28 protein-coding genes are annotated in these 25,535 nt (G+C 40.7%); 23 read left to right on the top strand and 5 right to left on the bottom strand.

What is annotated here, in order from left to right:
• Positions 1 to 2: 2 nt before the first annotated feature.
• The 14 genes from AB6735_RS03710 (at position 3) to AB6735_RS03775 (ending at position 10,649) form a co-directional block, all read left to right on the top strand.
• Complete coding sequence (locus AB6735_RS03710) at positions 3 to 623, top strand: TetR/AcrR family transcriptional regulator (protein WP_370994489.1); 621 nt, start codon at positions 3 to 5, stop codon at positions 621 to 623.
• 220 nt (positions 624 to 843) lie between these two features.
• Entirely contained in the window at positions 844 to 1,041 is a 198-nt protein-coding gene (locus tag AB6735_RS03715; RefSeq protein WP_370994490.1) for a hypothetical protein, read from the top strand.
• Positions 1,042 to 1,396: 355 nt separating this feature from the next.
• Positions 1,397 to 1,795 carry a single-stranded DNA-binding protein gene (locus AB6735_RS03720; protein ID WP_370994491.1) on the top strand — a complete coding sequence of 133 codons (399 nt, stop codon included), beginning with the start codon at positions 1,397 to 1,399 and terminating at the stop codon, positions 1,793 to 1,795.
• A gap of 78 nt (positions 1,796 to 1,873) precedes the next feature.
• A complete protein-coding gene (locus tag AB6735_RS03725) occupies positions 1,874 to 2,239 on the top strand; it encodes a hypothetical protein (protein WP_370994492.1) in 366 nt (121 codons plus the stop codon).
• 3 nt (positions 2,240 to 2,242) lie between these two features.
• A complete protein-coding gene (locus AB6735_RS03730; RefSeq protein WP_370994493.1) occupies positions 2,243 to 2,488 on the top strand; it encodes a hypothetical protein in 246 nt (81 codons plus the stop codon).
• On the top strand, positions 2,469 to 3,092 hold the full coding sequence (locus AB6735_RS03735) for a PRTRC system protein E (protein WP_370994494.1): 624 nt from the start codon (positions 2,469 to 2,471) through the stop codon (positions 3,090 to 3,092). The genes AB6735_RS03730 and AB6735_RS03735 overlap by 20 nt, the downstream gene beginning before the upstream one ends.
• Positions 3,093 to 3,109: 17 nt before the next feature.
• Complete coding sequence (locus AB6735_RS03740; RefSeq protein WP_370994495.1) at positions 3,110 to 3,325, top strand: PRTRC system protein C; 216 nt, start codon at positions 3,110 to 3,112, stop codon at positions 3,323 to 3,325.
• Positions 3,326 to 3,377: 52 nt separating this feature from the next.
• The gene (locus tag AB6735_RS03745; protein ID WP_370994496.1) at positions 3,378 to 4,475 is read left to right on the top strand and encodes a hypothetical protein; all 1,098 of its coding nucleotides are present in this window, start codon (positions 3,378 to 3,380) and stop codon (positions 4,473 to 4,475) included.
• A gap of 11 nt (positions 4,476 to 4,486) precedes the next feature.
• The gene (locus AB6735_RS03750; protein WP_370994497.1) at positions 4,487 to 5,236 is read left to right on the top strand and encodes a PRTRC system protein B; all 750 of its coding nucleotides are present in this window, start codon (positions 4,487 to 4,489) and stop codon (positions 5,234 to 5,236) included.
• A complete protein-coding gene (locus AB6735_RS03755) occupies positions 5,233 to 6,054 on the top strand; it encodes a PRTRC system ThiF family protein (RefSeq protein ID WP_370994498.1) in 822 nt (273 codons plus the stop codon). The genes AB6735_RS03750 and AB6735_RS03755 overlap by 4 nt, the downstream gene beginning before the upstream one ends.
• 11 nt (positions 6,055 to 6,065) lie before the next feature.
• Complete coding sequence (locus tag AB6735_RS03760) at positions 6,066 to 6,254, top strand: hypothetical protein (protein WP_370994499.1); 189 nt, start codon at positions 6,066 to 6,068, stop codon at positions 6,252 to 6,254.
• Between the two features lie 52 nt (positions 6,255 to 6,306).
• The gene (locus AB6735_RS03765) at positions 6,307 to 6,759 is read left to right on the top strand and encodes a macro domain-containing protein (protein ID WP_370994500.1); all 453 of its coding nucleotides are present in this window, start codon (positions 6,307 to 6,309) and stop codon (positions 6,757 to 6,759) included.
• A gap of 435 nt (positions 6,760 to 7,194) precedes the next feature.
• The gene (locus AB6735_RS03770) at positions 7,195 to 9,408 is read left to right on the top strand and encodes a hypothetical protein (protein WP_370994501.1); all 2,214 of its coding nucleotides are present in this window, start codon (positions 7,195 to 7,197) and stop codon (positions 9,406 to 9,408) included.
• Positions 9,405 to 10,649 (top strand): hypothetical protein, encoded by a 1,245-nt coding sequence (locus tag AB6735_RS03775; protein WP_370994503.1) that lies wholly within the window; start codon positions 9,405 to 9,407, stop codon positions 10,647 to 10,649. Before AB6735_RS03770 ends, AB6735_RS03775 begins: the two co-directional genes overlap by 4 nt.
• Before the next feature lie 79 nt (positions 10,650 to 10,728).
• On the opposite strand, the gene AB6735_RS03780 is transcribed toward AB6735_RS03775, so the two are convergent.
• Positions 10,729 to 11,025 (bottom strand): helix-turn-helix domain-containing protein, encoded by a 297-nt coding sequence (locus AB6735_RS03780; protein ID WP_370994504.1) that lies wholly within the window; start codon positions 11,023 to 11,025, stop codon positions 10,729 to 10,731.
• Positions 11,026 to 11,381: 356 nt separating this feature from the next.
• Between AB6735_RS03780 and AB6735_RS03785 the strand changes: the two genes are divergently transcribed.
• The 4 genes from AB6735_RS03785 (at position 11,382) to AB6735_RS03800 (ending at position 17,548) form a co-directional block, all read left to right on the top strand.
• The gene (locus AB6735_RS03785) at positions 11,382 to 11,660 is read left to right on the top strand and encodes a hypothetical protein (protein ID WP_370994505.1); all 279 of its coding nucleotides are present in this window, start codon (positions 11,382 to 11,384) and stop codon (positions 11,658 to 11,660) included.
• A gap of 142 nt (positions 11,661 to 11,802) precedes the next feature.
• A complete protein-coding gene (locus tag AB6735_RS03790; RefSeq protein ID WP_370994506.1) occupies positions 11,803 to 13,089 on the top strand; it encodes a TlpA family protein disulfide reductase in 1,287 nt (428 codons plus the stop codon).
• A 29-nt stretch (positions 13,090 to 13,118) separates the two neighbouring features.
• Positions 13,119 to 16,187 carry a SusC/RagA family TonB-linked outer membrane protein gene (locus AB6735_RS03795; protein ID WP_370994507.1) on the top strand — a complete coding sequence of 1,023 codons (3,069 nt, stop codon included), beginning with the start codon at positions 13,119 to 13,121 and terminating at the stop codon, positions 16,185 to 16,187.
• A 5-nt stretch (positions 16,188 to 16,192) separates the two neighbouring features.
• A complete protein-coding gene (locus tag AB6735_RS03800; RefSeq protein WP_370994508.1) occupies positions 16,193 to 17,548 on the top strand; it encodes a RagB/SusD family nutrient uptake outer membrane protein in 1,356 nt (451 codons plus the stop codon).
• A 47-nt stretch (positions 17,549 to 17,595) separates the two neighbouring features.
• Here the strand turns inward: AB6735_RS03800 and AB6735_RS03805 are convergent, their stop codons facing one another.
• From AB6735_RS03805 to AB6735_RS03815, 3 genes are all read right to left on the bottom strand, one after another.
• A complete protein-coding gene (locus tag AB6735_RS03805) occupies positions 17,596 to 17,919 on the bottom strand; it encodes a hypothetical protein (protein WP_370994509.1) in 324 nt (107 codons plus the stop codon).
• Positions 17,920 to 18,055: 136 nt separating this feature from the next.
• On the bottom strand, positions 18,056 to 18,484 hold the full coding sequence (locus AB6735_RS03810) for a MauE/DoxX family redox-associated membrane protein (protein ID WP_370994510.1): 429 nt from the start codon (positions 18,482 to 18,484) through the stop codon (positions 18,056 to 18,058).
• Positions 18,485 to 18,619: 135 nt separating this feature from the next.
• A complete protein-coding gene (locus tag AB6735_RS03815) occupies positions 18,620 to 19,186 on the bottom strand; it encodes a Crp/Fnr family transcriptional regulator (RefSeq protein WP_370994511.1) in 567 nt (188 codons plus the stop codon).
• A gap of 187 nt (positions 19,187 to 19,373) precedes the next feature.
• Between AB6735_RS03815 and AB6735_RS03820 the strand changes: the two genes are divergently transcribed.
• On the top strand, positions 19,374 to 20,639 hold the full coding sequence (locus AB6735_RS03820; RefSeq protein WP_370994512.1) for an aminotransferase class I/II-fold pyridoxal phosphate-dependent enzyme: 1,266 nt from the start codon (positions 19,374 to 19,376) through the stop codon (positions 20,637 to 20,639).
• Positions 20,640 to 20,717: 78 nt separating this feature from the next.
• Positions 20,718 to 21,899, top strand: a complete 1,182-nt coding sequence (locus AB6735_RS03825) for a hypothetical protein (protein ID WP_370994513.1) — start codon at positions 20,718 to 20,720, stop codon at positions 21,897 to 21,899.
• Here AB6735_RS03825 and AB6735_RS03830 read toward each other — a convergent pair.
• Positions 21,896 to 22,129 (bottom strand): hypothetical protein, encoded by a 234-nt coding sequence (locus AB6735_RS03830; protein WP_370994514.1) that lies wholly within the window; start codon positions 22,127 to 22,129, stop codon positions 21,896 to 21,898. The genes AB6735_RS03825 and AB6735_RS03830 overlap by 4 nt on opposite strands.
• A gap of 655 nt (positions 22,130 to 22,784) precedes the next feature.
• On the opposite strand from AB6735_RS03830, the gene AB6735_RS03835 reads away from it, so the two are divergent.
• The 3 genes from AB6735_RS03835 to AB6735_RS03845 all read left to right on the top strand — a co-directional run bounded on the left by AB6735_RS03835 (position 22,785) and on the right by AB6735_RS03845 (position 25,531).
• A complete protein-coding gene (locus tag AB6735_RS03835; protein WP_370994515.1) occupies positions 22,785 to 23,723 on the top strand; it encodes a hypothetical protein in 939 nt (312 codons plus the stop codon).
• A 137-nt stretch (positions 23,724 to 23,860) separates the two neighbouring features.
• A complete protein-coding gene (mobC, locus tag AB6735_RS03840; RefSeq protein ID WP_370994516.1) occupies positions 23,861 to 24,259 on the top strand; it encodes a plasmid mobilization relaxosome protein MobC in 399 nt (132 codons plus the stop codon).
• Positions 24,260 to 24,574: 315 nt separating this feature from the next.
• Positions 24,575 to 25,531, top strand: a complete 957-nt coding sequence (locus AB6735_RS03845; protein WP_370994517.1) for a relaxase/mobilization nuclease domain-containing protein — start codon at positions 24,575 to 24,577, stop codon at positions 25,529 to 25,531.
• Positions 25,532 to 25,535: the final 4 nt, after the last annotated feature.

Below are 25,535 nucleotides of genomic sequence, written 5' to 3' on the forward strand. Positions count from 1 at the left end.
CCATGAAAGACAAAGAGCAAACCAAGCGCAAACTCATTGACGCGGTTGGTGCCATTATAAAATCCGAAGGCTTTGGGGCTTTACGTGTCAGCAAGATAGCTCGTCACGCTGGTGTGGACCGTAAGCTGATCTACCGGTACTTTGGGAATATCAACAAGCTAACGGAAGCCTATATTATTGAAAATGATTACTGGATGCTCTTTGCTGAACAGCTTAAAAATCTTTCACAGGATGCAAGAGATGATAATACTCAATTGGTTATTATAGAGACACTGCAAGGACTGTTTAAGTACTTCTATAAGGAACCTAAAATGCAAAATCTGATCCTGATGGAACTTACAGGTTCCAGCCACCTGTTGAGAAGTATTCATAACGTTCGTGAATCGATGGGACAGGATATTCTGGGAAAAACGGATGAGCACTTTCAAAATTCGGGAGTTAATTTCAGGGCGGTAGCCGGATTGCTGATCGGCGGCATTTACTATATGGTGCTTCATACGCTTAATAACGGATACAATTTTGTTGATGTTAACCTGGAATCTGAAGAAGGAATGAAAGCGATTTCAGAGACACTTGGTAATGTGGTGGATTGGGCATTTGCAGCAGCTGAAAAACATAAATAAAACAGAATGATCACCCAGGTGGGTGAAGCAGGAGCGGGGCATTCCCTCCGGTCGGGCTTTTCACTATATCTTCTTTCGAAGGATGCCGTTGCAATCCCTAATGCGTTTTGCACCGGTTTGGTGGTTCAAGTTTTTATTCGTATTTTAGAAATAATAGCCCAAATCGTAGGCTACAGATCGTAATTTGTTAAATCGCTAGATTTTTAAAAACCTTTACGGCATGTCAAAAAAATATTATTTTATTAACGACTGCCCGCTTTACGCGGTGACCCTTAGCGGTACTTGGGATGAAAACTTCCATCCCGGCCAGGAAATTATCTTGGTCAACAGAAAAACCAGGCGTTGTTGCCCAAAATTCATTGAACGCGTCGTTGATGCAGGCGATGGAAAATGTGTGCTGGATCTTTACTATGCGTAAATTACAGTATTCTTAAAACAGGCTTCTGCCCATTTATGGCCGAGAGATTTATCTTTCGGCTTTTTTGGTTTTTAGAGAGTTTTTTAATGATTTATATTTTTCAGGCGAAACGGGTAAAAAGCGCAGCTAAGGTCTTGCCGTATTCAAAAGTTGGAGTACGCCAAAAGACTACGGCATAATGCCTGGCTTCGTTCCTCAGCCATTCACCCTTCGGGACTTATTCCGTTTCCTTTTGGCTATGAGCCGGCACTTCCTATGGCTTTCTTTTTTCCCTTTTTCTTTTAAAAAATAATCAAGAAAAGCAAAGCGAGATAAGGAAAGCGAAACAGATTTATTCATTAAAAACAAAAAAGTTATGTTATTCACAGGAAGAATTACCGCAGACGCTCAAACAAGGACAGTTTCAGGCGACAAACAAGTGACCAATTTTACCGTAGCCCTGAACCAACGCTACAAAACCAAAGCAGGTGAAAAAAAGGAAAAGACCGCTTTCGTTAACTGTTCTTATTGGGTAAATCCCGGCTTGGCGGTTTACCTGACCAAAGGGGCAATTGTTGAGATTTCAGGATGGGTCGAAGCCCAAACATGGGAAAACCGTGACGGTAAAGTACAAGCCGACCTCGTATGCTCTGTCGATACCGTAAAATTATTCGGGTCTAACGGTGTAAAACCAACCGATGCGCCTAAAGACAAAAAGGCCGACAAGGGAGCCGTTCCAGCAGGTGGTGATGACGACGATGATTTGCCGTTCTAAAAACCCCTTACAGCACCCTGTTTCAGGGTGCTGTTTTAAACGATTTCAAAAAGCATTCAACGAAAAAAGACACACATCATGGAAAATAATTTTGATGCCAAAGATTTAATAGAAACATGGGAAGCCATCGGCCTGGTTAATCCTTGGATAGCCGAAGCGAATGACCCGCCATTCAGTAAACATATGCTTGTCAGGGTAAATACTTTGCAGCAACTGGAATTGATTTTTCAATATGGCAACTGCTGCCTTGGGCAAGGTTACTATTTCAAGAACCTATGCTTTATCAATCAGATTAATGGCGGTGACGAGTGGCTGACCATCAAGAACGACTACGCCTTTGAAAGCATCACATTCGAAAGAATAATCAATGACGGTGAATTTGAAGCCTATCTCAAACGCTTACTGGATGCAACGAAAGAGCAATGTATCAATTTACAATATTAAGCAATGAGCCATTTAGCCAACAAAACAGAACGCAGAGCCATCAAAGTATTGGCCAATACGCTGCGGTTTTTTGATGATACCGACCTGCTGTTTGTCAGCGTTGAAGATGCCTTTAAGGCAAAACAAGCTGAAAATATACTGCGGTCAATCATCGAAAGCAACGGGTACAAAGCCCGCTACCAAAAAGGAAAAGGAACAATAATTTTTAAAGACAGGACACCCAAATATTATGAAAACGAACTTTTTTGAACATATCACCGCCCTTGAATTTCAAGGTGCATTAAACCTCAACCTCACTAAAAGTGCGGAGGGCTTTTTAACCATTTGCGTTTACTTGCCGAATGCTACCACAGACACGGCAGGGAATGTCATTCCACCGATGATACTGAAAGGAAATGCTGCCGAACTGGACGAGGGCTTTTTTGACGCCATTGCTGCACCCGTTAAGCAAACTGCAACCCTGTTTGCTAACATGGATGCCTATCAGCAAGGCCTAAAAAAGGCTGCCGAAAATTCTAAGGCTGAACTGGACAAGAAAAACAAAGGCAATAAAGCTAAACCAACTACCAATGCAGCGACTGAACCTGATGATGATGATGATGAACAAGACGATACAGAAAACCTGTTCTCCGCACAACAGAACGAACAAAAGGCACTGGCTGAAAAGAAAAAACGCTATGAAAGTGCCATGACCCAAATCTCCGAACTGAACAAGCTGTGCAAATATGCCGAAGCTATCACCCTGCTTCCCTCAACCGAGGAATACCCTGAACACGCAACAGAAATTGAAAGCAAACGCACCACGCTTGAAAAGCGGAAAGCACAGTATGAAGAATTAATGCAGGAAGTATAATATCAACAGTTAAGATTATGGAAGTTACAACAATCAGCAGGGTGTTCCTGCATAAACACAACGGTCAGGAAGTACGGTTGGCAGACCCCGGTGTACAACTCACCAAAGAAGATGTACGAAATTTTTACGCCAGTATCTACCCGATACTAACCACCGCAAAAATACGTGGCCCCGAATTTAAAGACGACGAAATGCAGTTTCATTTTGAAACCACAATGGGAACAAAAGGCTAATCATGAAAAATAAAGTAATCACCAAAGTAAAAGTTGATAAGGATAGTGACCTATGGAGAATTTACGCACAGTTCGGCAATTACGCAGCAAAACTAAACCGTCTGCCCGATGCGGGAGAAATACAGCGCAACCCCTTAAGAAGCGCGCCTCCCGCCATGGTCGTAATGGTTTTCTGAACCATACATTCAAACCCTTTTGGTTATTTGACGGCAACATAGAAAGAGCGGAAACGGAATATTTCCGCTCTTTAGAAAACCTTTGTAAATATTATGACCTGCAAATACCCGATGTCAGCGATGTATCATTCCCGCAAAATATTTACCAGTCGTGGTCAATCACTAACGAGCGGGTTAAGGCTATCAATAAAAAACTGGATTGCATCATCGTGAAAGATGATAACCATGAGGCCGTTTTGGCCACCGTCAACCAGTTCGATACGGGCAGGATGTTATATTATATTCCCGTAAAACCTTTATGGAAATGGGTTTCCGATGCCCAACAACAACCCGTTGCCGAAGTAGTGACAGCCATCTTCGCCTACCTGTACCAAGTCGTGCAACTTCCTATGTATTCAGATTATGAAACGTTTTTAGCCGACCAATACCGCTACGTAGAAGATATGATAAACGAGGAAATGAATGAGGATGATGCCGAAGAAACAGCTTATCGGGAGGAACAACTGGACGAATTGTCAACGCTCCAAAATTCAGGTATAAAGTTAGGCAGGTTAATGGGTGAAAAGTTCAGGCTTGAAAACATAGAAGACACAGTATTAAATTATGCCAACACCGAACTAAGGGATAACGATCTGGCGATACTGGCTATTGAGTTTGTGCAACTATATAAGTCTTATCCGAACCGTAATATGTTCGATGCCATACGCCCAGACCTGTATTACCCCGAAGTTAATGAGCGAATTAAAGCAGATCAATATATCAGTTTCTATTGGAGCGGTAATGATTCCGTGATTGAAACGGTGATGTCCATGATTGATTGCAGTTTTCAGGAAATGGGGATTACTGATGAACCTATCGATGTGGTATTATTTGATAATCCTGCAAAAGCCAAACAGGAAAGCTTTGGTTTTGAGAGCCGCTTTTTCCCGCTTTTGGATAGGCTCTGCACTTTCCTAAACCAATATGACAACTAGTTTAAACCACCATGACAAACATAAGTGAACAATTTAACAACCAGTTTGCCCCAGTTAAGGCACTGCTGATATATCAGAACCAAGCCACCCAAAAAGATAACTATGGTTACGAAACCGAAAAAAACGAGGTTTATGTCGAAAGCTATGACATTGGTAAACGGGGACAGCCGATAAACGCCCACCCGTTGAGCATAGCAGAAATGCTGACTTTGAGTAAGCTGTTTCAAGCTACCGAGGAACTGAAATCCAATTATCTTAAACCAAAGGGTTTATTACCCGCTAATGTCCTATACCTTGATGCACAGGCAGAGGGTTATGTGGTTTGGCATACGCCGCCAATGGAAGCAGAATTGTTTTTCGTGCAGGATTTAAACATACCATCGGGTAAGGCACATATTCCTGCTATGGTTTGGAAAGCCAGTAAAAATAGTTTGAATATCTATGCGCTCAAAGGCAAGTCAAAACCTACAGGTAACACGCCACTTTACCACGCACCCTACTTCAATATTTATGAAAGTGGAAATGTCTGCATGGGTACGGTACAGATTGCTATCGACCGCTTTACCCGCTTGGAAGATTTTATTGCCAAATGGGAAACCTATTTTTTTAACAGCTATTTCAGCCATACCATCGGCAACCATTCAGGCGCAAAAATAGATTTGGTAGCCCTATGGCAGCAGCAGCTTGCCACAGGAAAACCGTTCCGTACCGATATGCTCAATAAACACCATAACATGCTTCTTAATAACCTTATCAAATGAAAAAGAAACCCATCGATACAGCCCCGCTTACAGCCGTTCACATTGTCCATAAGGAATTGTTGCAGCCGTCTAACCCCATTAATATCAACCTGATTGGCGCAGGGGGTACAGGCAGCCAAATGTTGACCGCCCTTGCGAGAATGAGCCAGGCATTGAACGGATTAAATCACCCGGGATTTGTAGTGACCTTGTTTGATGATGATACAATTCAAACCCCAAATTTGGCAAGACAGCTATTTACCACCGCAGAATTAGGACAGTATAAGTCGGTCGCCTTAATAAACCGCATCAACCGTTTTTTTGGTTTTAACTGGAAAGCGGAAACCGAAAAGTATGATAAGCACTATTGCTCCATTGCACAGGGAATGGCACCGATTACTATTTCTTGTGTGGACACGGTTAAAGCCCGTTTTGAGATTGCAGAAATTCTCAATATCTACAAGAAAAATTCAGCAAGTCACCGTGACAAACCGCTTTACTGGATGGACTTTGGCAACAGCAAGGAAACGGGTCAGGTGGTATTAGCGACTGTAGGGGACATTAAGCAACCGACCTCGAAGCAGTTTTCCCCGCAAGCAAACCTGCCCTATGTTACCGAAGAATATAAAGACCTGCTCATACAGTCTGAACTGGGTGACAACACGCCAAGCTGTTCACTTGCAGAAGCATTGGCCAAGCAAGATTTATTTATCAATTCTACCTTAGTGGACTTTGGCGCATCCCTGATATGGCAAATGTTCCGTGAAGGCATTTTGTTCCACAAAGGCTTATTTCTTAACCTTAAAGAGTACCGAACTCAACCGCTCAAAGTAGCCTAAAAGCAACCCTTATGAAAATTACAGACAAAGACGGCAAAATAATTATGATAGAAAATCTGCAACTGGCTTTAATGCAGTCCGATGATTACCGCCATTACCGCCACACCGATCCCGGCTTTTCCGCTTTCGATGATAAGCAGCAAGCGTATTGGGAAGATATATATCAAAAGTTACTGACGTTGCATCAGCAGCGCAAATGACGGGCTGAAATTAAAGCTTTTGATATATATTCACATCGAAAATCAACAACCTATGATTACTTATCACAAAGGGGACCTATTAAAGGACGATGCCGACTGCCTGGTTAATACCGTCAATACAGTTGGCATTATGGGTAAGGGGGTTGCCCTTGCGTTTAAAAACGCATTTCCGCATAATTATTTAGCCTATCGGAATGCTTTTGCTGCCAAGCAATTGGCAATTGGAAGATTATTGGTTGTTCAGGATGTTAACTTGTTATTAGGGCAAAAGACAATCATTAATTTTCCGACAAAGACCCATTGGCGGTTACCATCGGAATATACCTACATACTTCAGGGTTTGGAGGCGCTTAAGGTTTACCTGACAGAGAATGACGTTCGCTCTATTGCAATGCCTGCACCTGGGTGCGGAAATGGCGGGTTGGATTGGTTGAAAGTCAAACCGTTAATTGAGGATAAATTGGCGGACTTGCCCCATGATATTAGGGTTTACGAACCTTTGTAAACTTCAATCCCTCTTATTGGAATGGGCGGGCGCCGGTCCGCCACTTTCTCATTTCAATCGAAACAGGCGGCCCGGCTGAAAGCGGTTGCTTGACTTTCCCCTGAAACCAAGCCGCTATCGCTACGTTGTTTTCCCGCGAAATACAAGCTGGTATTATTACACTGCGTTGCCCTTTGTTTTCTAATAATTGGGGACAGCCCGCGTTTTTGAATTAGCTATTATTCGTAAATGATACGGAGATGATCTTTTTTTAATAATTTGTTGATATTTTCACCTGCAAAACCTTACAACAATTTAATTATTATGTCTTTCCAAACCGAACGAGATCATGAATGCTCGCTAAACTTAAATTTTGAGCGACCCAATTTTTGTCGTAATCGAGATATTAAATACAAGCATACAATTGACCAATCCGTTTTCCTGATCCTTTTATAAATGGATAATTTTAAACTAATAGGTATCCGTCCGCGTAAAGGATGCCACACGAATTTGTTAAAGAATCTCAGCGGTGAACAACTTTATTCATTTTTTAGCTCATATAAATTTTATAATGCTGAAGCCGATGTGATTGTAAGAACAGAAGGAGAAATCGCCTATCATACCTACGAAAGTAAACTGCCCGACAATTTATTCGATATTGATGCCGGAACGGAAAGCCAACCCGTTAAGTTTAATTTATCTGCAATTGCCGGAAAGAATGGATCAGGTAAAAGCACCCTAATCGAATTGTTTTTTGCTGCCGTCTTTGTGTTAGCACATAAAGCGAATATTATGACGCCCACAGAAATAGAAACTTTATATGACGTTAACGAACTGGAAAAAACACTGAAGGAAAACAAGCAAAGGTCTGATAAACTGATTCAGGATAAGGATGAATATATTTCAAAGATTAAAGAAGCCTTAGCAAAAGAGCCCGATAAAATAATATTTTCCGAAATCGAAAAAGCGGTGTTGGAGCAAAAGCGCCGGGAAGACATGTTGACTGACGAAGTGAAATCTACAACCGAAGAACTCAATGGGGAAAAGGCCAAGCTGCAGGAATATATTAGAATGACCGAACGTACGAAAGTTGATATCTTGTTTAAGGTCGATAAAGAGGTATATATCCTTCAAATTAATCCTGATCAAGATGCAAGAGTAGTGCCTATCCCAACAGAAAAAGAGTTTTTGAATAACGAGGTTAAGCCAAGCAAAAAGCTTGACCTTCAAAATATTTCTGAATTGTTTTGCTATACGATCGCTGTAAACTATTCGCACTACTCTTTGAATTCTCTTAATTTGGGGAATTGGATAAACTTACTTTTTCATAAGAACGACGGGTATCAAACGCCATTGGTGATAACCCCTATGAGAAACGAGGGTAATTTTGACATCAATGACGAATTAGGTTTTGCCAAAGCGCGATTACTCAATAACGTGATGTTGCAATGGAACCGCAATCCAGAGGAGGAGGTTGAGTTGGTGGAGAACCAGAACGTTACAGAGGTCGTGTTCCGTTTAAACAAAAGCAAGATCAATAATTTCCCGAAGTACGTGGCTTTTGTTAAAGGTGAGCTCGACGGTGACCCAAGGGCAGTGGAGATGCTTAGGGATTATTTTAAGATCGCTTTACCAAAATACCAGAATTTAAAGTTCAGAGATTTTCCGCTTAAAGAAAAGATCCTAAATTATATCGTGAAGAAGATCGACAAAATGTCTGAGCATTATCCTGGATTTTCACCGGCCTATATTTATCCTGGAAGTTCACAAGAAGACAAGAATACAACACTGCTTAACAAAATATATAACGATACGACCCACGTTACTTATAAACTGCATCAGGCTATCCATTTTCTTCAATACTGTATTGATGCGGACAAGGGGGATGATTTCTATATTGAATGGGGTGATATGAAGGGCAACAAGAAGATCGAATTTTCATTTACACTCGACAAGCTTTTCAATTGGATGGGTGAGCCCTCAGAAGATGAATTAATACGTTATTTACCACCATCATTATTTGAAATAGATTTTAAAGTTTCAAACAGCAAGGGGCATTCTTATCGTTTTAATGGCCTGAGTTCGGGAGAACAACAATTTGTGCATACCATCCAGGCTGTGATTTACCATCTGAATAACATTCAGTCAGCCCATGCGAATAACGATCGTATTAGATACCAAGCCGTAAATATTATTCTGGATGAAATTGAGCTATATTTTCATCCGGATTTTCAAAGAGGCTTTATTTCCAAACTATTAAGGGCTATAGCACGGGTAAACCCCAAGGATGAGCGGCGAATCGCTGCGGTTAACCTATTGTTTTTAACGCATTCCCCATTTATACTTTCAGATATCCCGAACGAAAATGTACTGCGCCTTCAATTACTGAAAGGTAAGGGAAAGACTTACCCATATACTTTTAACGATAAGGATAACCGTGGCGAAGAAACATTTGCCGCCAATATTTATGATCTGCTAGCGAATAGTTTTTTCATTGATGGATCCGCTGTTGGCAAATTCGCAGAGGATAAGATCAATGCGGTTATTGATAAAGTGAATCAAAAGGAACAACTAACGGCTGATGATGAAAAGCTGATAAAGCTTATTGGAGACAAATTTTTAAGGTTTAGCATCGAGGAGTTCACGGAAAAGAAGGGAGTTCAGCAATGATAAAGATTGGTTTCAATAATGTTGATCAGGCGAAAATAGATTATCCTAATCTTATTGCAGATAAGATTGCTGATAGGTTGAAGCTTCTTAAGACCTCGTTAACCCATATCAGCGTTGCACCAAATAGGGATGATCATAATGTAACAAGCTTTAAGGTTGTAACGCATAAAATAATTAATTTTTTCCAGCCAACAAATGGTAAAATACTTGCGGGTAACTTTAATTATGCAACTTATAACCAGACAGTCTCTGGCTATACCGCTGATCCGGTGAATCAAGCTAAACTGACTGTTCTCAATTTTGCCGGATTAATTCAACTCATTGATCGTTTGTTAGGCAATCAAGAAAAGCTTTTGAGACTTTTATTGATATGTTCACCCGATAGGCTATTTAAAATTAATGATCTATTAATGCGTGGGCACGGCATCGTTTCAACGGCTGATAAATTTGCGCTAGGACTTGCCTTCGATTGGAAACTACATACAGAGGTTACCGACCAAGTGAAAACATTTTTTCATGACGAAAGACAGGTCGTTCATTGCCCTTATTGTAATATCAATCGTGCGTTTTATAGCGAGTTGCCTGGCGGACAGGTTAGCAGCAGTTTTTCGCTGGATCATTTTTATACAAAGACGAATTATCCTTTGTTAACTTTTTGCATGTTTAATCTTGTTCCTGCGGATGATATATGTAATGGATCAAATATAAAAGGCCAAATTCCATTTTATTATGATTACCATCTCAACCCATATGAAGCAGGAATGGATAGGACGCGAATGGTTTTTCTGCCGAATATTCGAAAGTACGGTGAAGACCCCACAGAGATATTTCTAAGCCTTATTCCGCAGACCCATGAAAGAAAGTATCAGCAACTTGTTGGGAATTTTCCAAATATCGATGAAACCCGGATTGTCGGAAATATCAATGTATTCAAATTAAAGAAGAATTATAACGAAGACTTTGTTTTAGAACGCGCTGGTGGGGTACAGCGTAGATGCGAGTCTATTTTCCGAACAAGGTATCATTTAAAGGGTTTTTTAAAGACCATGAATCTCAAGTTGGATGTCAACTCTTATCAACGGTTTTATAAAGATAATTTAGGGACCGAATTTCTGCCAGAGAAATTTCATCGTTATTCCTATTCAAAAATGGTCAGAGATATCCATGACAACGTTCTCAAGCGCGATCGCAGCACAACTTATAATGATATCAAGAAATTAGTTAGTGATAATCCAGCATAGCCCAATAGAAGCTAGCGGCTATAATTCCCTTTCAAATAAAGTGAGTGAGCTGCCGACAAAAAAGTCTTATTGAAGCATGCTATTTGCCTTTTCTTTCTTTCCTGGTAGGTGGATATTTAGTGAATTTAATATCAAAATCCAAAAGCTCTTTGGGTTGAACTTCTAAAGCCTTGGCGATAGCTTCTAAATTTGAAATAGCAAAATTGCTTTTGCCACTAAGCATCAACCAAACCTGCTTTAGTGTAAAGCCAGTTCTATCGACAATATCTTCCTGAACAATACCCTTTTCAATACGTATCTCCTCAATTCTTTTTGTTATTTGGTCAATGAATTCCTGATTCCGATACTTTTCCGCCATGTTGCGTAAAGCAACCATCTAGCAATGTTTTTTATTACGTCTATATTGACTAAATCGCATGGTTTTTGTTATATTTGGTAAATGAAATAAAAGCTAAATAAACCCATAGGTGTATTAAGCACTTATGTTATTTTTGCGAATACTTCGAAAACATTGAAGCATTCGCTTTGAGTCTTGCTCTGGAAAATTTGCACTTTCAAAAGAACGCGAGATGAGAAGCCGGAATGCCCATACTACAGGTATGGGCTCCCTTCTTATTTGTGTTCTAGGGCGTGCAAACCCTTCCAGTGCGATAAGTTGGGAACCATGCCTGTAGTACTTTTTACAGAAATCAATCTCTCTTGCAGACTCCTGATAATGAATTAATCATTAAAATGGACGCGAAAAATGCACTTCCGGAAATGCCTGAATTTAATTCCTTAACTGAAATTATGGAGCGGTTCAACACCGTTCCTTATGATCAGTTTCAGCTGGAATTAAACGAATGGTTTACGCGGAACCTGGCCAAATCCCAGGGTGCAGAAGAACTGCAAAATCTTGACACTTCCGGCATCGGAAACCTCCCAGCTTTAGTATCTGAAATTTACCATCGCGCTGAATTACTTCACGCATTATCAGAAGCTAAAATCACTACTGGGAATGAAGAAAAGTAAGTACATCGTATGGCAATTGGTCATTTGCCCTCCTGAATGATCCGTGATAATGGCAACCCGGTCAGTTAATAGTTAAACACGGGTTGCCATTATCAACCTTCCTTTTATTCTTATTTTCTAAAAACTCTTAACTGATTTCTTAATGAAAAAAACAACGATTTTAATCGTAATGGCTGTGCTTTGTCTTTTTTTTAAGGTTAAAGCACAATCTGCCATTACCAAAATTCCGCTAAAAGTCGGTGACACGATACCTGATATCGTGTTAAACAACGTCTTAAACTTTAAATCCAAAACTATCCGGCTTGCAGATTACAAGGACAGGCTTTTAATCCTTGATTTTTGGGCCACCTACTGCGGCCCATGTTTAGAACACTTACCTGTGATTTATTCGTTGCAAAAAAAGCTGGGCGACAAAGTATTTTTCCTGCCGGTAAACCCCTCCATAAAAACTGATACCCGAGAAAAGCTTATCAAGTTTTTCAAAGAGAGGAAGAAGGTATTTGATCTTCCTTCTGTCATCCAGGATTCGGTATTGTATAAGCTGTTTCAACTGCAGGGACTTGGAGTATATGTATGGATAAAGAATGGGGTGATTAGACAAATAACGGACGGAGAAGATGTCACGGAGCCCATTGTTCTAAAAGTCGCGAATGAAAATAATATTAAGCTGCGTCAGTTGGCATTTACCGAGAATGATTATTCAAAGCCGCTTTTTATAAATGGAAATGGCACCCACTTGCCTTCAAATTATTTCATGCGGAGTATGCTCTTCCCTTATTCACCAAACTTTCGTGGTGGTGGATTTGATACTGACTCACTAGGCAATGTGACCAGGATTTACCAATATAATATTGGGATAAGAGCATTGCTTGGATTAGCATATCCCGAGATCAACCATTTCCGCAGCAGGTTTAAAATTAGAAGCAAGCATGCGGACATGTTAATTGAAAATCCTGTTACTGATAATGAGCTTCGCAAATCGGCATATTGTTATGAGGCTCTTTTTCCGCCAACATCCCGCGATAAAGCGCTGCAATATGTAAGGCAAGATTTAGCCCGTTTTTTTCCATTCGAATTAGACAGTGCAAAAATTGTAGACACCTGCTGGGTTCTCAGCTTATCGAAAGATAAAAAAGTTAGAGCCGAAGGTGCCGGGAAGAAAGGTACGAATATATGGGAAGGGCTCAAGCTGCCTGTATATTTTCACGGCGAAACAGTGGCAGATCTTCGCTACGATCTAGAATCGATTTGGAACCGCCCTGTACTCGACGAAACTGGCTATAGCGAAAATGTGTGGTTAGATCTTCCGGGAGACTTGACCAAATTTGATGACTACGCAAAAAGTCTCGCGAAGCAGGGTATTATACTGTCGAAGGAATTACGACCAGTCGAATTTTTGATTATTAAAGACCGGACAGACTCCAATTAACCCAATCTATTATCATAAATCAAACTAAAATGAAATACATATATATATGTCTCATTGCGCTATTTCCTACCATAGGATTTGCGCAAATTATTACAGGGACGGTGAATGACGTTCAGCAGAAACCATTGAGCGGCATCACAGTCGCTGAAAAAGGAACCCGTCAGGCGACCGTTACAGATGACAAGGGTGAGTTCAAAATTAAGTTAACAAGTGCGCAATCTACCTTGGTTTTTACAGCTGCAAATTTAGAAACGCAGGAAATTAGAATTGCAGGTCAAAATGTACTTAAAATTATTCTTAATCCTAAACTTACCACTTTAGATGAAGTACACATTATTGCTTATGGCACTAGCACCCAACGAAATTCCGTTGGCTCAATCACCAAAGTAAGTAGCGCCGAAATACAACAGCAACCCGTGGCTAATCCACTTGCTGCATTGGAAGGTAGGGTAGCAGGTCTTTCTATAACGGCTTCAAGCGGTATGCCTGGTTCATCTTTTATCGTTCAGATACGTGGACAAAATACGCTTAATTCGAATTTACTTAACTATTCACCCAAGGATCAACCGTTGTTTATCATTGATGGGGTTCCATTTTCCGCTCAAAATGATAACATCAACCAGTTTCCTTCAGCGATATCACCAGGCTTGGGGTCCTATTATGGAAATCCGTATGGTGGTGTTAGTCCTTTTAACAGCATCAATCCCGCGGACATTGAAAGCATTGAAGTTTTAAAAGATGCAGATGCAACAGCCATTTACGGCTCGCGCGGTGGAAATGGCGTGATCTTAATAACTACTAAAAAAGGTAAAATCGGTAAAACCAGTCTTGATGTAAATGTTGATGATGGTATAAGTACTGTTGGGCGCACCATGCCAATGATGAACACGCAGCAATATTTGGCTATGCGCCGGGAAGCATTTGCGAATGACAATTTAACACCTAACAATATTTTATATGATGCGGCTTATGCACCAGACCTGATGGTATTCGATCAGTCTAAATACACAGATTGGAAAAAATATTTCATAGGTAATACAGCGCACCACTTTAATTCAAATGCAGCAGTGTCCGGAGGAACCGCCAATACCCAATTTCGAATTGCAGCAGGTTTCAACCGCGATACTTATATCTTTCCAGGAGAGTATGGCGATAACCGCTTTAGCTTTTCTTCTAACCTTCATCACAGTTCAAATGACAAGAAATTTACGCTCGATTTTACGACAAGTTATTCTTATGACAAAAACATTTCGTCGGGTAGCCAGAATTTATTAACAGCATTTGGTCTTGAACCAAATTATCCAAACGCTGTGGACGCACTGGGTAATCTGTTATGGAACTACAAAGGTGTTCCATTGGATGGTTCTTACGCAACTTACAACCCTTTTTCAGCGCTTAAGTCTGATTACGAGACCAACAGTGCTTCACTTAACTCAAATTTATTGCTGTCTTATCAGATCTTTAATGGACTGACTTTCAGGACGAGCACAGGTTACGGAACTTTTCAGTCTAATGAGTTTACGTCAAATCCGCTGGCGAGCCAAAATCCTGGTTATAACCCAACGGCTACCGCCAATTTTGGCAACTTGAATTTAAACACATGGATTGTTGAACCACAGGTGGAATATAAAAGCACGTTTAAAAAAGCATTGTATTCCATATTGGTCGGTAGTACTTTTCAGCAAAAAAGTAACAATTCTACGCAAGTAGAAGGTTCTGGGTATATCAATGACTACCTGATTCATTCGATTAGCGGCTCTGCCACACAAACAGCATCAGACATTTCTTCTTTGTACAAATACTCTGCATTATTCGCAAGGTTTAATGTTAGATGGGATGGTAAATACATCCTGGATCTGAATGGCCGCCGCGATGGTTCGAGCCGGTTTGGTTCAGGTAAACGATTCGGAAATTTCGGCTCTGCAGGAGCCGGCTGGATTTTTAGTGAGGAAAGCTTTTTCAAAGATAAATTAACCTTGCTCAGCTATGGAAAGCTACGTGGCAGCTATGGAATTACCGGAAGTGATGGGGTTGGGGATTATAATTTTATTTCCAGATATGCGCCTACCGTTTATAATTATAACGGTACTTTAGGTTATCTGCCTCAAAATTTAGCAAACGACCAGTTTGGTTGGGCGACTACTAAAAAATTGGAGTTGGGCTTGGAATTAGGCTTTTTACAAGACCGTTTCTTGCTGACAAGTTCCTGGTATCGGAATAGGTCGGGTAATCAGTTGATCAGTTATCTTTTACCTTACCAGACGGGCTTTAGCACAGTTGTTGAAAATTCGTCGGCGCTCGTCCAAAATACTGGATGGGAATTTACATTGCAGGCAAAAATTATTATCAGCCAAGCTTTTAGTTGGAATGCCTCCTTTAATGCTTCACTGCCTAAAAATAAGCTGTTAGCATTTCCTAACCTTTCAACTTCAAGTTATGCAACGACCTATATAATTGGCAGATCAATTAACGAAAAGATTGGCTTTAGATCAGCTGGTGTTAACCCAACCACGGGACTTTTCCAGTTTTATGACGCTAACGGAAATATAATTTCTACTCCGCAGAGTGCAATTGGGAATTCTTTGAACGATTACTACGACATTGGCAATCTGGACCCTAAGTTCTATGGCGGATTATCAAACACTTTTAATTATAAGAATTTCCAATTGTCGGTATTTGTAGAATTCAAGAAGCAAAATGGAATCAACTATTTAGGCCAACTTTACGCTACACCAGGAATTGAATCAAATCAGCCGGAGGCACTAATTGCTGCTCACTGGAAAGGCCCTGGTGATAATGCTACCTATCAAAAATATTCTTCTCAGTATGGTGATGCCGCCGTTGCCCTGTCCAATTTCAAGCAATCGGATGGGATTTACAGCGATGCATCTTATTTAAGACTTAAGACAGTATCGTTGTCATATTCGGTTCCGGCGCAAATATTAAAAAAACTGAGTGCGAATACGCTTCGTCTATACATCAACGCACAAAATCTATTCACCATTACAAGCTACAGGGGTAGCGATCCGGAAACACAGAATTTTTATGGTGTTCCGACGCTAAGAACGATAACCGGTGGTTTACAATTAAGCTTTTAATCCAAATGAAAAACATACTAATTATAGCAAGCTGCGTGCTTGCCTTTGCATCATGCAAGAAGTTCGAAAATATAGCACCTCCTAAAAACCAGTTAGAATCATCCAAGGTTTTTGCCGATAGCCTAAATGCCAATAGCGCTGTCGTCGGCATTTACATCGATATGATGAAGAGTTTCGGATTTACCTTTTCATCGGGCGGCCTGACCGCCTATCCCGGAATGGCTGCCGATGAATTATCGCAAAGTTCAGCAGATCCCGAACTCGCTCAACTTTATACAAATTCTATCGCTATCCAAAACAAATACAACTTGAATCTGTGGACTAGTGCCTATAAATATATTTATGATGCGAATAGTTGTGTAGAAGGGATTAGCGAAAGTAAGGGAATCTCGCCCTATGCCAAAGGACAGTTGTCAGCAGAAGCGAGACAGATCAGGGCATTCCTATTCTTTAACCTTGTGAATTTATACGGTCCGGCGCCCTTGGTTATGACAACAAACTACCATGTCAACCAAACATTGCCGCGAGCTTCAGTGGATTCCATTTATGCACAAATTACAAATGACCTCACCTATGCAAAGGCAAATCTGTCAAAAGACATTAGTCCCGAAAGAGCGGGGTACTACTCCGCTACCGCGTTGCTTGCTAAGGTCCAGCTATATCGGAAAAGGTATAATGATGCGATTGCTTCGGCGACCGAAGTAATCAATTCTGGTAAATACCATTTAGAAAATGACCTGAATAATGTATTTCTTGCCGGAAGCTATGAAACCATTTGGAAAATAGTGCCTGTAGTTCCAGGGTTTGAAACATGGGAGGCTTACAGCTTTGTTCCTTCCAAACCGACTGCAGCACCTAAATACCTAATAAATAATGCTTTATACAATGCCTTTGAGCCAGGAGACATGCGAAAACAAAAGTGGATATCTTCCAATACTATCTCAGGTACAATTTACCCTTATCCATATAAATATAAAGCTGCAAGAGACTTAGGTACTTCAAATGAAAACTATACGATTTTGCGGCTCGCGGAACTTTATTTGATTCGTGCTGAAGCCAGGGCTAATTTGAATGACCTGCCCGGAGCACAATCGGATATTAACCTAATTAGAAACAGGGCGGGGTTACCCAATACGAATGCTAATGATCGAGCGTCCATTTTATTGGCTGTAGAAAGGGAAAGACGCACTGAGATGTTTTGTGAATGGGGAAACCGGTGGTTCGATCTCCAACGGACAAATCGCGCCGACGCGGTTTTACCTTCTTTGAAGCCCGGTTGGGATCACAATGATGGCCTTTTCCCAATTCCGGCAGTTGAGATAAAAAGCAACCCGGCGTTAACGCAAAATCACGGTTATTAATAACAATAGTACAAAGGCTGCGAGTTGCAGCCTTTGTACTTGATGAATTACATTTTTCTTTCCGGAGTTACCTGTGGAATTTGGCTGTCGTTGATCAACTGGTTACTCGAGTTAACCTGGCCTGAAGAAAAGCCGGAAACACATTGATGTGTGGCAGCGTCGCAATCCGGTTCAGTCGGTGCGGTTGTTCCTTCGCCCAAATACGTTGCTACACTTCTTGGCACCGCATCGGTTGGGTTTAAGCTTGGAGCGGAAATACTAAACCATTTGTAACTGGTTAGTGTCCGGGATGCTTTTGTTGTTGGCACTGTGAATGCGCTTGCTGCGATGGCTATCGCGATTGCAGCAATTCCTAAAACTTTTCTTTTCATGATGTAGTTGCTTTTATGATTCAAAAAGCAGTAAAAACTTTAAAATGAATAAAAAATTAGTAAATGTGATTTATCGGAACCAACTGCCGGGCTCTAAACCATCTGTAATGGTTTTAAGCGAATGTGACTTTCATTTCTATTTGCCAATGAACCTCCTTTCTCTTTGATTTAAGTATATTCCGTATATGCTGATTGAAAGGAATATCAAATTGAAAATAAAGTGTCCGGGCCAATGAAGGTGTCGGATAATACCGCCGCAGGAACAAGGAATGTTGCCAAACATTCCAGTCATGGCGAGCCCGACGTAAATAGAAAATGCCAGCATCAATAGCGCTGAAAAATACAATCCCAAAGTTTTCGTGGACTTAAATAGGAGTAAAAGAATAGTTAAAACTTCTACAATCGGAACGGCATACACTAAAAAATTAACGGACCATTTGGGTACCGGCTGAACAAGCATTTGGATTTTGAAGCTCGAAAATGCTATGAGCTTACTTGCAGCAGCATAAGTAAACATCAGAATTAAAAGACAGGAAATAAGATCAGGTATATCAGAGCGTTTCATCGGCAAATAATTGTCTGATAAAGCTCCGTTTGATCTAAAGATTTAGCGATGATATTGCTTACAATTTAACAGGCAAATTGCTACAGCTTTCTTTTAGGTATGAAGTTATTTGAGTGATAATCGTCACATTGTTCACTAGTGTCTGCCCATTAATCGGGCCAGCGTTTCACGGGACATGTTTAAATACGAGGCAATATATTTCGCAGGGCTATTCTGAAAGATAGTGTTGTTATGCTCAAGAAGTCGTACATACCGGTCATTAGCGGCAAGCGTCAGAATATTCTGCCGCTCGTATTCTTCTTTGCGGTTTTTGAGCAACGCGTATTTGATTAGAGCGGAGGTCTCAGGAAATCTTTTGTGTAAATCCCCAAAATCTGTGTAGCCCAAAGCAATGGCATTTGAGGGTCCCATAAATTCTGTGTAATAGAAAGATGGAACTTTATAGTATCCTTCGTAAGAAAATATGAGGTCACCTTCGTTCCAAAACCGTACGGTGTGTTCTGCACCGTTGCGGTCGTAATAATAACTCCGTGCAAAGCCTTTTTCTATTAGATACAGATTCATTTCCACCTGACCTGCAGCATGAATAATCTGTTTCGGTTTATACATTTCTAAATGTAGTAGTATCTGTAGTTCCTCTTTAAACTGATCAGTAAAATCTCCTGCCTCCTCAAGAATGTATCTGACTTTATTATGTATCATAATTGTTTTTTATGACTGTCCTGTTTATTATTTCATCCGAATTATGGCTTGATAAGTAAAAATAAAAGGACAAAACTGGGAAAATTGGGACATCCGAATTTTATTAACTAATTGTTAACGAATTATTTTCATGTCTCATTTTTTGAAAAAACGGAGACTTACATTTATGGCTTAAAGCAACATAAATATGAAAATAAACTTCGAGAATGCCAGTTTTAAAGACTTTGAGAACGTTTCTGGTCAAGGCCTTTATGCGACGGTAGATGACTTTCATGATTACCTGCATTTCTTAAAAGGAAATGGTCATCTTAATTACCGCATTGAATCAGTTTCTCCCGTTGGGCCCGAAATGGATTTGTTATTGCCAGGTGACACAAAACCTACACGTTCGGTTTGCCTGGTATCGAATGATTACCTAGGCTTTAGTCAGCACCCTAAAATCAAAGCGGCTGTCATAGATGGGATTAGCAGATTTGGTACTGGCTCAGGAGCTTCTCCAGCCATTGGCGGACATTTTGTTTATCACAAAATGCTTGAAGAAAAAATTGCGGCCTTTTATCAGAAAAAAGAAGCAATTCTATATACCACCGGCTATACCGCTAATAGTGCAACGTTGCAGTGCCTTTTGCACAAAGAGGATCTCATCATATTGGATATGGCTGTTCACGCCAGCGTTTACGAAGGAGCCTTGAACACCAACGTCAAAACTTTCCTGCACAACAATCTCGACATGCTGGAACAAGTATTAAAAAATGCGCAAGATAAATATCGTACAAAAATGGTGGTGATCGATGGAGTATATAGCCAGGACGGTGATATTGCACCAATAAAGGAAATTGCGGAATTAACCCACAAGTATGGCGGTTATCTGGTGGTCGATGATGCGCATGGTATTGGCGTTCTCGGCAAAACTGGCCGGGGCGTTATAGAATTGGACAATACATTTGATAAGGTTGATATTATTACCGGGACATTCAGTAAGGCACTTGGCAACATTGGAGGTTACGTATTAGGGGACCCCAACCTGATTGAGTACCTCAAATATCAATCCAAGCAACACTTGTTTTCGACCACAGCAACCCCGGCCATATTTGGTATTCTGCGGGCAATTGAATTGGTTGACGAGGAACCCGAGTGGCGTAATAAATTGTGGGCGAATATCAATTTCTTAAAGAATGGTTTGATTTCGGCTGGATTTGCTGTGGGTACAACGGCTTCTGCGGTTATTCCTGTAAAGATTGGTGACATTCCTAAAACGCTGGAAGCAGGTAGATTGCTGTTGAAAGAAGGAATTTATACCAATCCAATCATGTATCCGGCTGTCTCTAAAAAGAATGCAAGGATCAGGATGAATGTTATGGCTACTCATACCTTCGAACAGCTCGGTAGGGTATTAGAAGCATTTTCCGGCATTGATAAAAAGCTGATGATAGCGAATCAACAAGTCGCCTAAAGGTCTAATTCAAATTTATTATCGCTCTACCTCAGCAAAATTCCCTTTAATACAATATGGAACAAGGATATCTTTTATATGAAAAACATTTCGGTTCAACTGCAACAGTTTGTTGTAGAGTCGCTGCACCCGAACATTTTAGCCGGTCAACGAATATCTATAAATGAACTTGAAAAATGGAAAAGCTATATCAGCAAAGAGATTGAAAAGCTAAGCCTGCAAACGTTAAAGGCCAACTTAGGTAATCGTAATTCTCGGGATGGCTATATAGCCGGCATCATCGGCAACGTTACTGAAATTAGCAATGTCGTCAACCGTTACCTAGTGAAAAATGAGCGGGTGTGGAAAGGCCACCCCGCTTCCTCGGAAATTAAACAATGCTATGTTTTTACTTGTCTCGCATTGGAAAACTTTATTGATGTTTTGGTTAAGAGATATCCTGCCATCGGTGAAGGAATGCCGTTTACAGACTACTCGCTATTTACGGTTAAGACAATCTTAAAAGCAGATCTAAACCGGGTGCGGAAGCACCTGCAAAAAGAAAATGTTGGAATTGACTTGGAAACGGTAGTATTAAATGGAATTAGTCATCTAATCCACCAAAATAGCCTGTTAAGAGGTCACGAGTCCTACCTAAAAAAGCTAATGCGAGAGCTTGTTAAACGTCAGTTTCCATCGCCGGAAATTCTAAGTGACTATTTAATTATAAACGATTTCAACCTTCCTGAGTTTTTTCTTTTTTGGGTGCAGACCTGGTCAAATCAATTATCTGATGTGGATGGCTTGTTTGAACAAAGGGAAATGCTATTGAATGCCAAAAGCCATTTGTTTGACATCTCTTTATTGCATGGTCAAAAATTCCCCTTTATGCAGGATAAGCTCTATAATGAATTAAATAAATTTTTATCTGAAAAATATGCGCTGGTGAAAGAGAAACTCAAGATCAGCCGCCAGTTAGCAATGGAAGCTGGGCACAAACCACACGCAAAAAGGGTGATGATTAATTTATCGGTTGCTCAATTGGGGTTATTCATCAGGCTTCAGGTAGAAAAAGGAATTTTAATGAAAGAACATATAGGTGATCTATTTGCTTTTTATGCACGACACTTTTATACGCCAAATACCGATTATATTTCTTCGGAAAGCCTTCAAAAGAAATCTTCTGATGTTGAACATGCAACGGCCAAAAAACTAAAGGCTCATTTGATAGCCATGATTAACTGGTTAAACGCTAACTATAACTTGTCGAATTATAATTAGGCCTCCAAAGTACGTTTCTGAAATTCGTGCAAAAGTCCCTGGCCCTTCAACATGGTTAACATCTCTGCGTACCATAAATAATTAAACTCTCTGTGGGCTTTTAGCTTAGCCAGGTTAACAGACATCAAATCCCCGAGATTGAATATTCCAAGCTTTTCAGCACGCTCAACAAACTCACCAGCCATACCAAGTTTTAAGAAGGAGAAATTGAGTTTTGCGTTTTCCATCATGGTTAAATGCCTGCTTTAATATTCAATATATCAAATTTGCAGTTTTTGCTGCAAATACGAAAGTGAATGTTTTGCACAATTTTGTGCGCAACAAAGTCGCCGTTATTACTTTTCTTCATCCAATTTAACTGTTTCTGTTTCGCAAGAAATTGGATAGCCTTCCTAAACCATTTTCGACAATCTGCCAGAAAATCAGTCGGTTATGGTATTCATTAATTTGATTTAATGCCGCTTTTGAAAGGGGGTGAAAGGATTCTTTCACCCCCTTTCACTGTTTTAGCGCGGGCTTAAATCCGTGCTTTGATCCCATGAAAACACGCTCTTATTTGTCAACGACAGACAAGAGCCGATAAGCGCACTGCTTATACCGCTCTTTGACGTATGGGGACAAAGCATTATCCTGCTGAACACAGGAAATTTTGCGAAGCTGAGATCATATCAATAAAGCGAAAACGCATTGGCAGGCGCAAGCCCGGATTGTAGAATCTGACGTGAGTAGTCCCGAATATATCTGCCGGCAGAAGTGAATTTTCGGGATCGTTACCCGCTGCCGGCACATGGAAATCAATTTCGTTCCATCGAGACATACTGAAAGCGGCAGCAGAACACCGCTGAATCTGATCTTAAAAAATATACACCATTAAAATTTGAAAAAATGTCAGTATTACTAACAGCTAAAGAGTTAAAAGATCAGGCATCCCTTGTCGATTTTTTAGCTAATCTTGGTTACCAGCCGGTCAAAAAATACGGCAGAGAAAAACTATACATCAGCATGCTGCGTGAAAACGACACCAAACCATCGCTGAGTGTCAATGATGAATTGGGTGTCTGGTTTGACCACGGCACAAGGAAAGGTGGAAATATCGTAGATCTCGGTCTTGCCATGTGGAGTCATTTGTCTTTCGGCGAGGTCATTCAAAAAATTCATTCTGTTTGCAACCTTTCAGTGGCCGATAAAAAACCTACGAGGCCGCGTATTTCGGTGAAGGTTCCTAACTACGTTGTTGTTGAAACAAAGCCGATAGGAACCCATTCGACGATTAGTGAATATCTTAAAAGTCGCCGGATTTTTGATCAGGCTAAAGATATTCTCTTAGAAATCTACTACTATGTAAAAGATCAAAAAGGTGAGCAAAAACATTTCTATGCTGCCGGCTGGAAAAATGAAAAGGGTTCCTGGGAAGTACGAAACAAATACTTTAAAGGGTGTCTTGGAAATAAAGCCATTAGCTTTATACATCGAGATCTCAAAAAGGCAGTGGTATTTGAAGGGTTTATAAATTATCTCAGCTGGAAATGTGAAAATCCTTTAGCTGACCATAGTGTTATCGTTTTAAACACTATTGCCCTCTTATCAGAAGGGATCGAAAAGGCAAAAGCGTTTTCATGCCTGGAGATTTATTTTGACCGTGATCTGTCCGGTTTAACAGCATCTAAAGAGTTCATTAAAGCATTACCTTATGCGACTGACCGTTCAAATGCTTTTGAGGGTTTTAATGACTATAACGATAAACTCGTTGCTGCCAACAAATTATCCGGACAGAAACTTAGCGAACCCGTTGTTTCTAAATTGGGAACTTCTTATAACCGTTAGCCTATAAATTCTAATTTGGATTTCTAAATTTTCGTTTGATTTTCCAACGGCAAGATGTCTTTTTGTCCGACAAAAAGGATCTTGCCCTCCGGGAGCAGTTGAAAATTCGCGACTCATTTTTTTATGGAGGATCAGGAATGTCAAAAGGCAGGCCCCAATTGGAAAGTGGAAAACGATCCAAAAAGATCGATGCGAGGTTTACGGAGGACGAATACAAGATCATTCTTTCCCTGGAAAAAACTCTGGGCATCAGTAAAACAGAGATCTTGAGGAGACGGGTTCTGAGTAATGCAGGGACTACCGTAATCAATGCAAAAGACCTGATTATAAGCCTGGATAACATCTTTGCAGAAATGGGGAGAGTTGGTAACAATATCAACCAGCTGGCCAAACACGCCAATACACTAAAACTCCAGGGGGCATTATCGCCACTACTGGTGGATTCATTCGATATCTATTTTCAAAAATATCTGCAATTGCAACAGCAGCTCGAAACCAGCCTCCGGAAAATCATCAGGTTGGTCGGCAAATCTTAATTATCAGGTTGGTTACTACGATCTAAAGTTATGCTGTTCCAAGATTACATCGTTTGCTAGTTACATAGATATTCATTTATGCGGTTCTGTCGTTACAGCGATACCAAGAGACAGGGGTACTCAGTCCTGCGGATAGTTAGCAACAACGATCTATCGTTACACTGCAATACCGTTACTAAGCTCATTGATTATAAAGTTAGATGGTAACGAGGTTATTCAGTTCTATAGAAATATAGTTATTGCGGCACACTGATCTGCCTCTACCTGGTTATCGGTTACACAGCGACTCTGCTACACAGCTTCATAGTTACATTTATGATCGTCAAAATTCTGTCGTCATCGGCTAAGTTCAGCGGCGTTGAATATAATACCAATAAAGTTGACCGAAATAAAGGTGAATTGATGCTCGTAGCCAATTTCGGTGCACTCCAAAGCTTAAGCCGTTTAAGGCCGCAGGATTATATCAATTACCTTAAAATGGTCGCTGGGCAAAACACACGTATAAAAAAGCCGCAATTTCATGCGGTCATCTCAGCCAAAGGCAGGGCTTATTCAAGTAAGGAGCTCACGGAAATTGCTGCGACCTGGCTTGACAAAATGGGTTATGGGCAACAGCCTTACCTGATCGTTTATCACAAGGATACGGAGAATAATCACGTGCACATCGTTTCGGTAAGAGTTGATAAACAAGGTAAAAAGATCAGCAGCGCCTATGAAAATCTCAGGGCGATTGGTAATTTGAAAGAAGTCATTGGCATTGACAAGGCATTAGGTTACAACTTTAGCACTCGTGCCCAATTTTTCATGGTCATGGAAAGCTTGGGCTTGCCGGGGAAAGACGCTGAAGAAAACGCGCTAAACGAACGAATCAGTAGATACGAACGGCCGGTACAGCGCATTGCCGAATTGCGAGAACTGTTCAGTCAGATGAAACACCGCCCGGATTTTAAAGAGCATCTATCGGATACCCATCAGGTAGCGCTGATATTTCATGCCGCTGAAGGAAAACAACCCTATGGATATTCTATTATTGATCACGGACAAAAGCTGGTTTTAAAGGGTAGTGAAGTCCTGCCTTTAAAGGAATTATTATCTGCTCATACCGAATCAATTAACACGAGCCCACCATTATCAAAAGTGGAGTATGAGGAACACGACTATACCGTTGCCTCGACTATCCGACCGGTATGGATAGCTGATGATGTAGACGATCAGCAAATACATGGAATGCGCCGCCGGCGACAAAAGAAAGCAAGAACCAACACCCGTTAAAATT

Source organism: Mucilaginibacter sp. RCC_168, from assembly GCF_041355315.1.
Lineage (GTDB): Bacteria > Bacteroidota > Bacteroidia > Sphingobacteriales > Sphingobacteriaceae > Mucilaginibacter.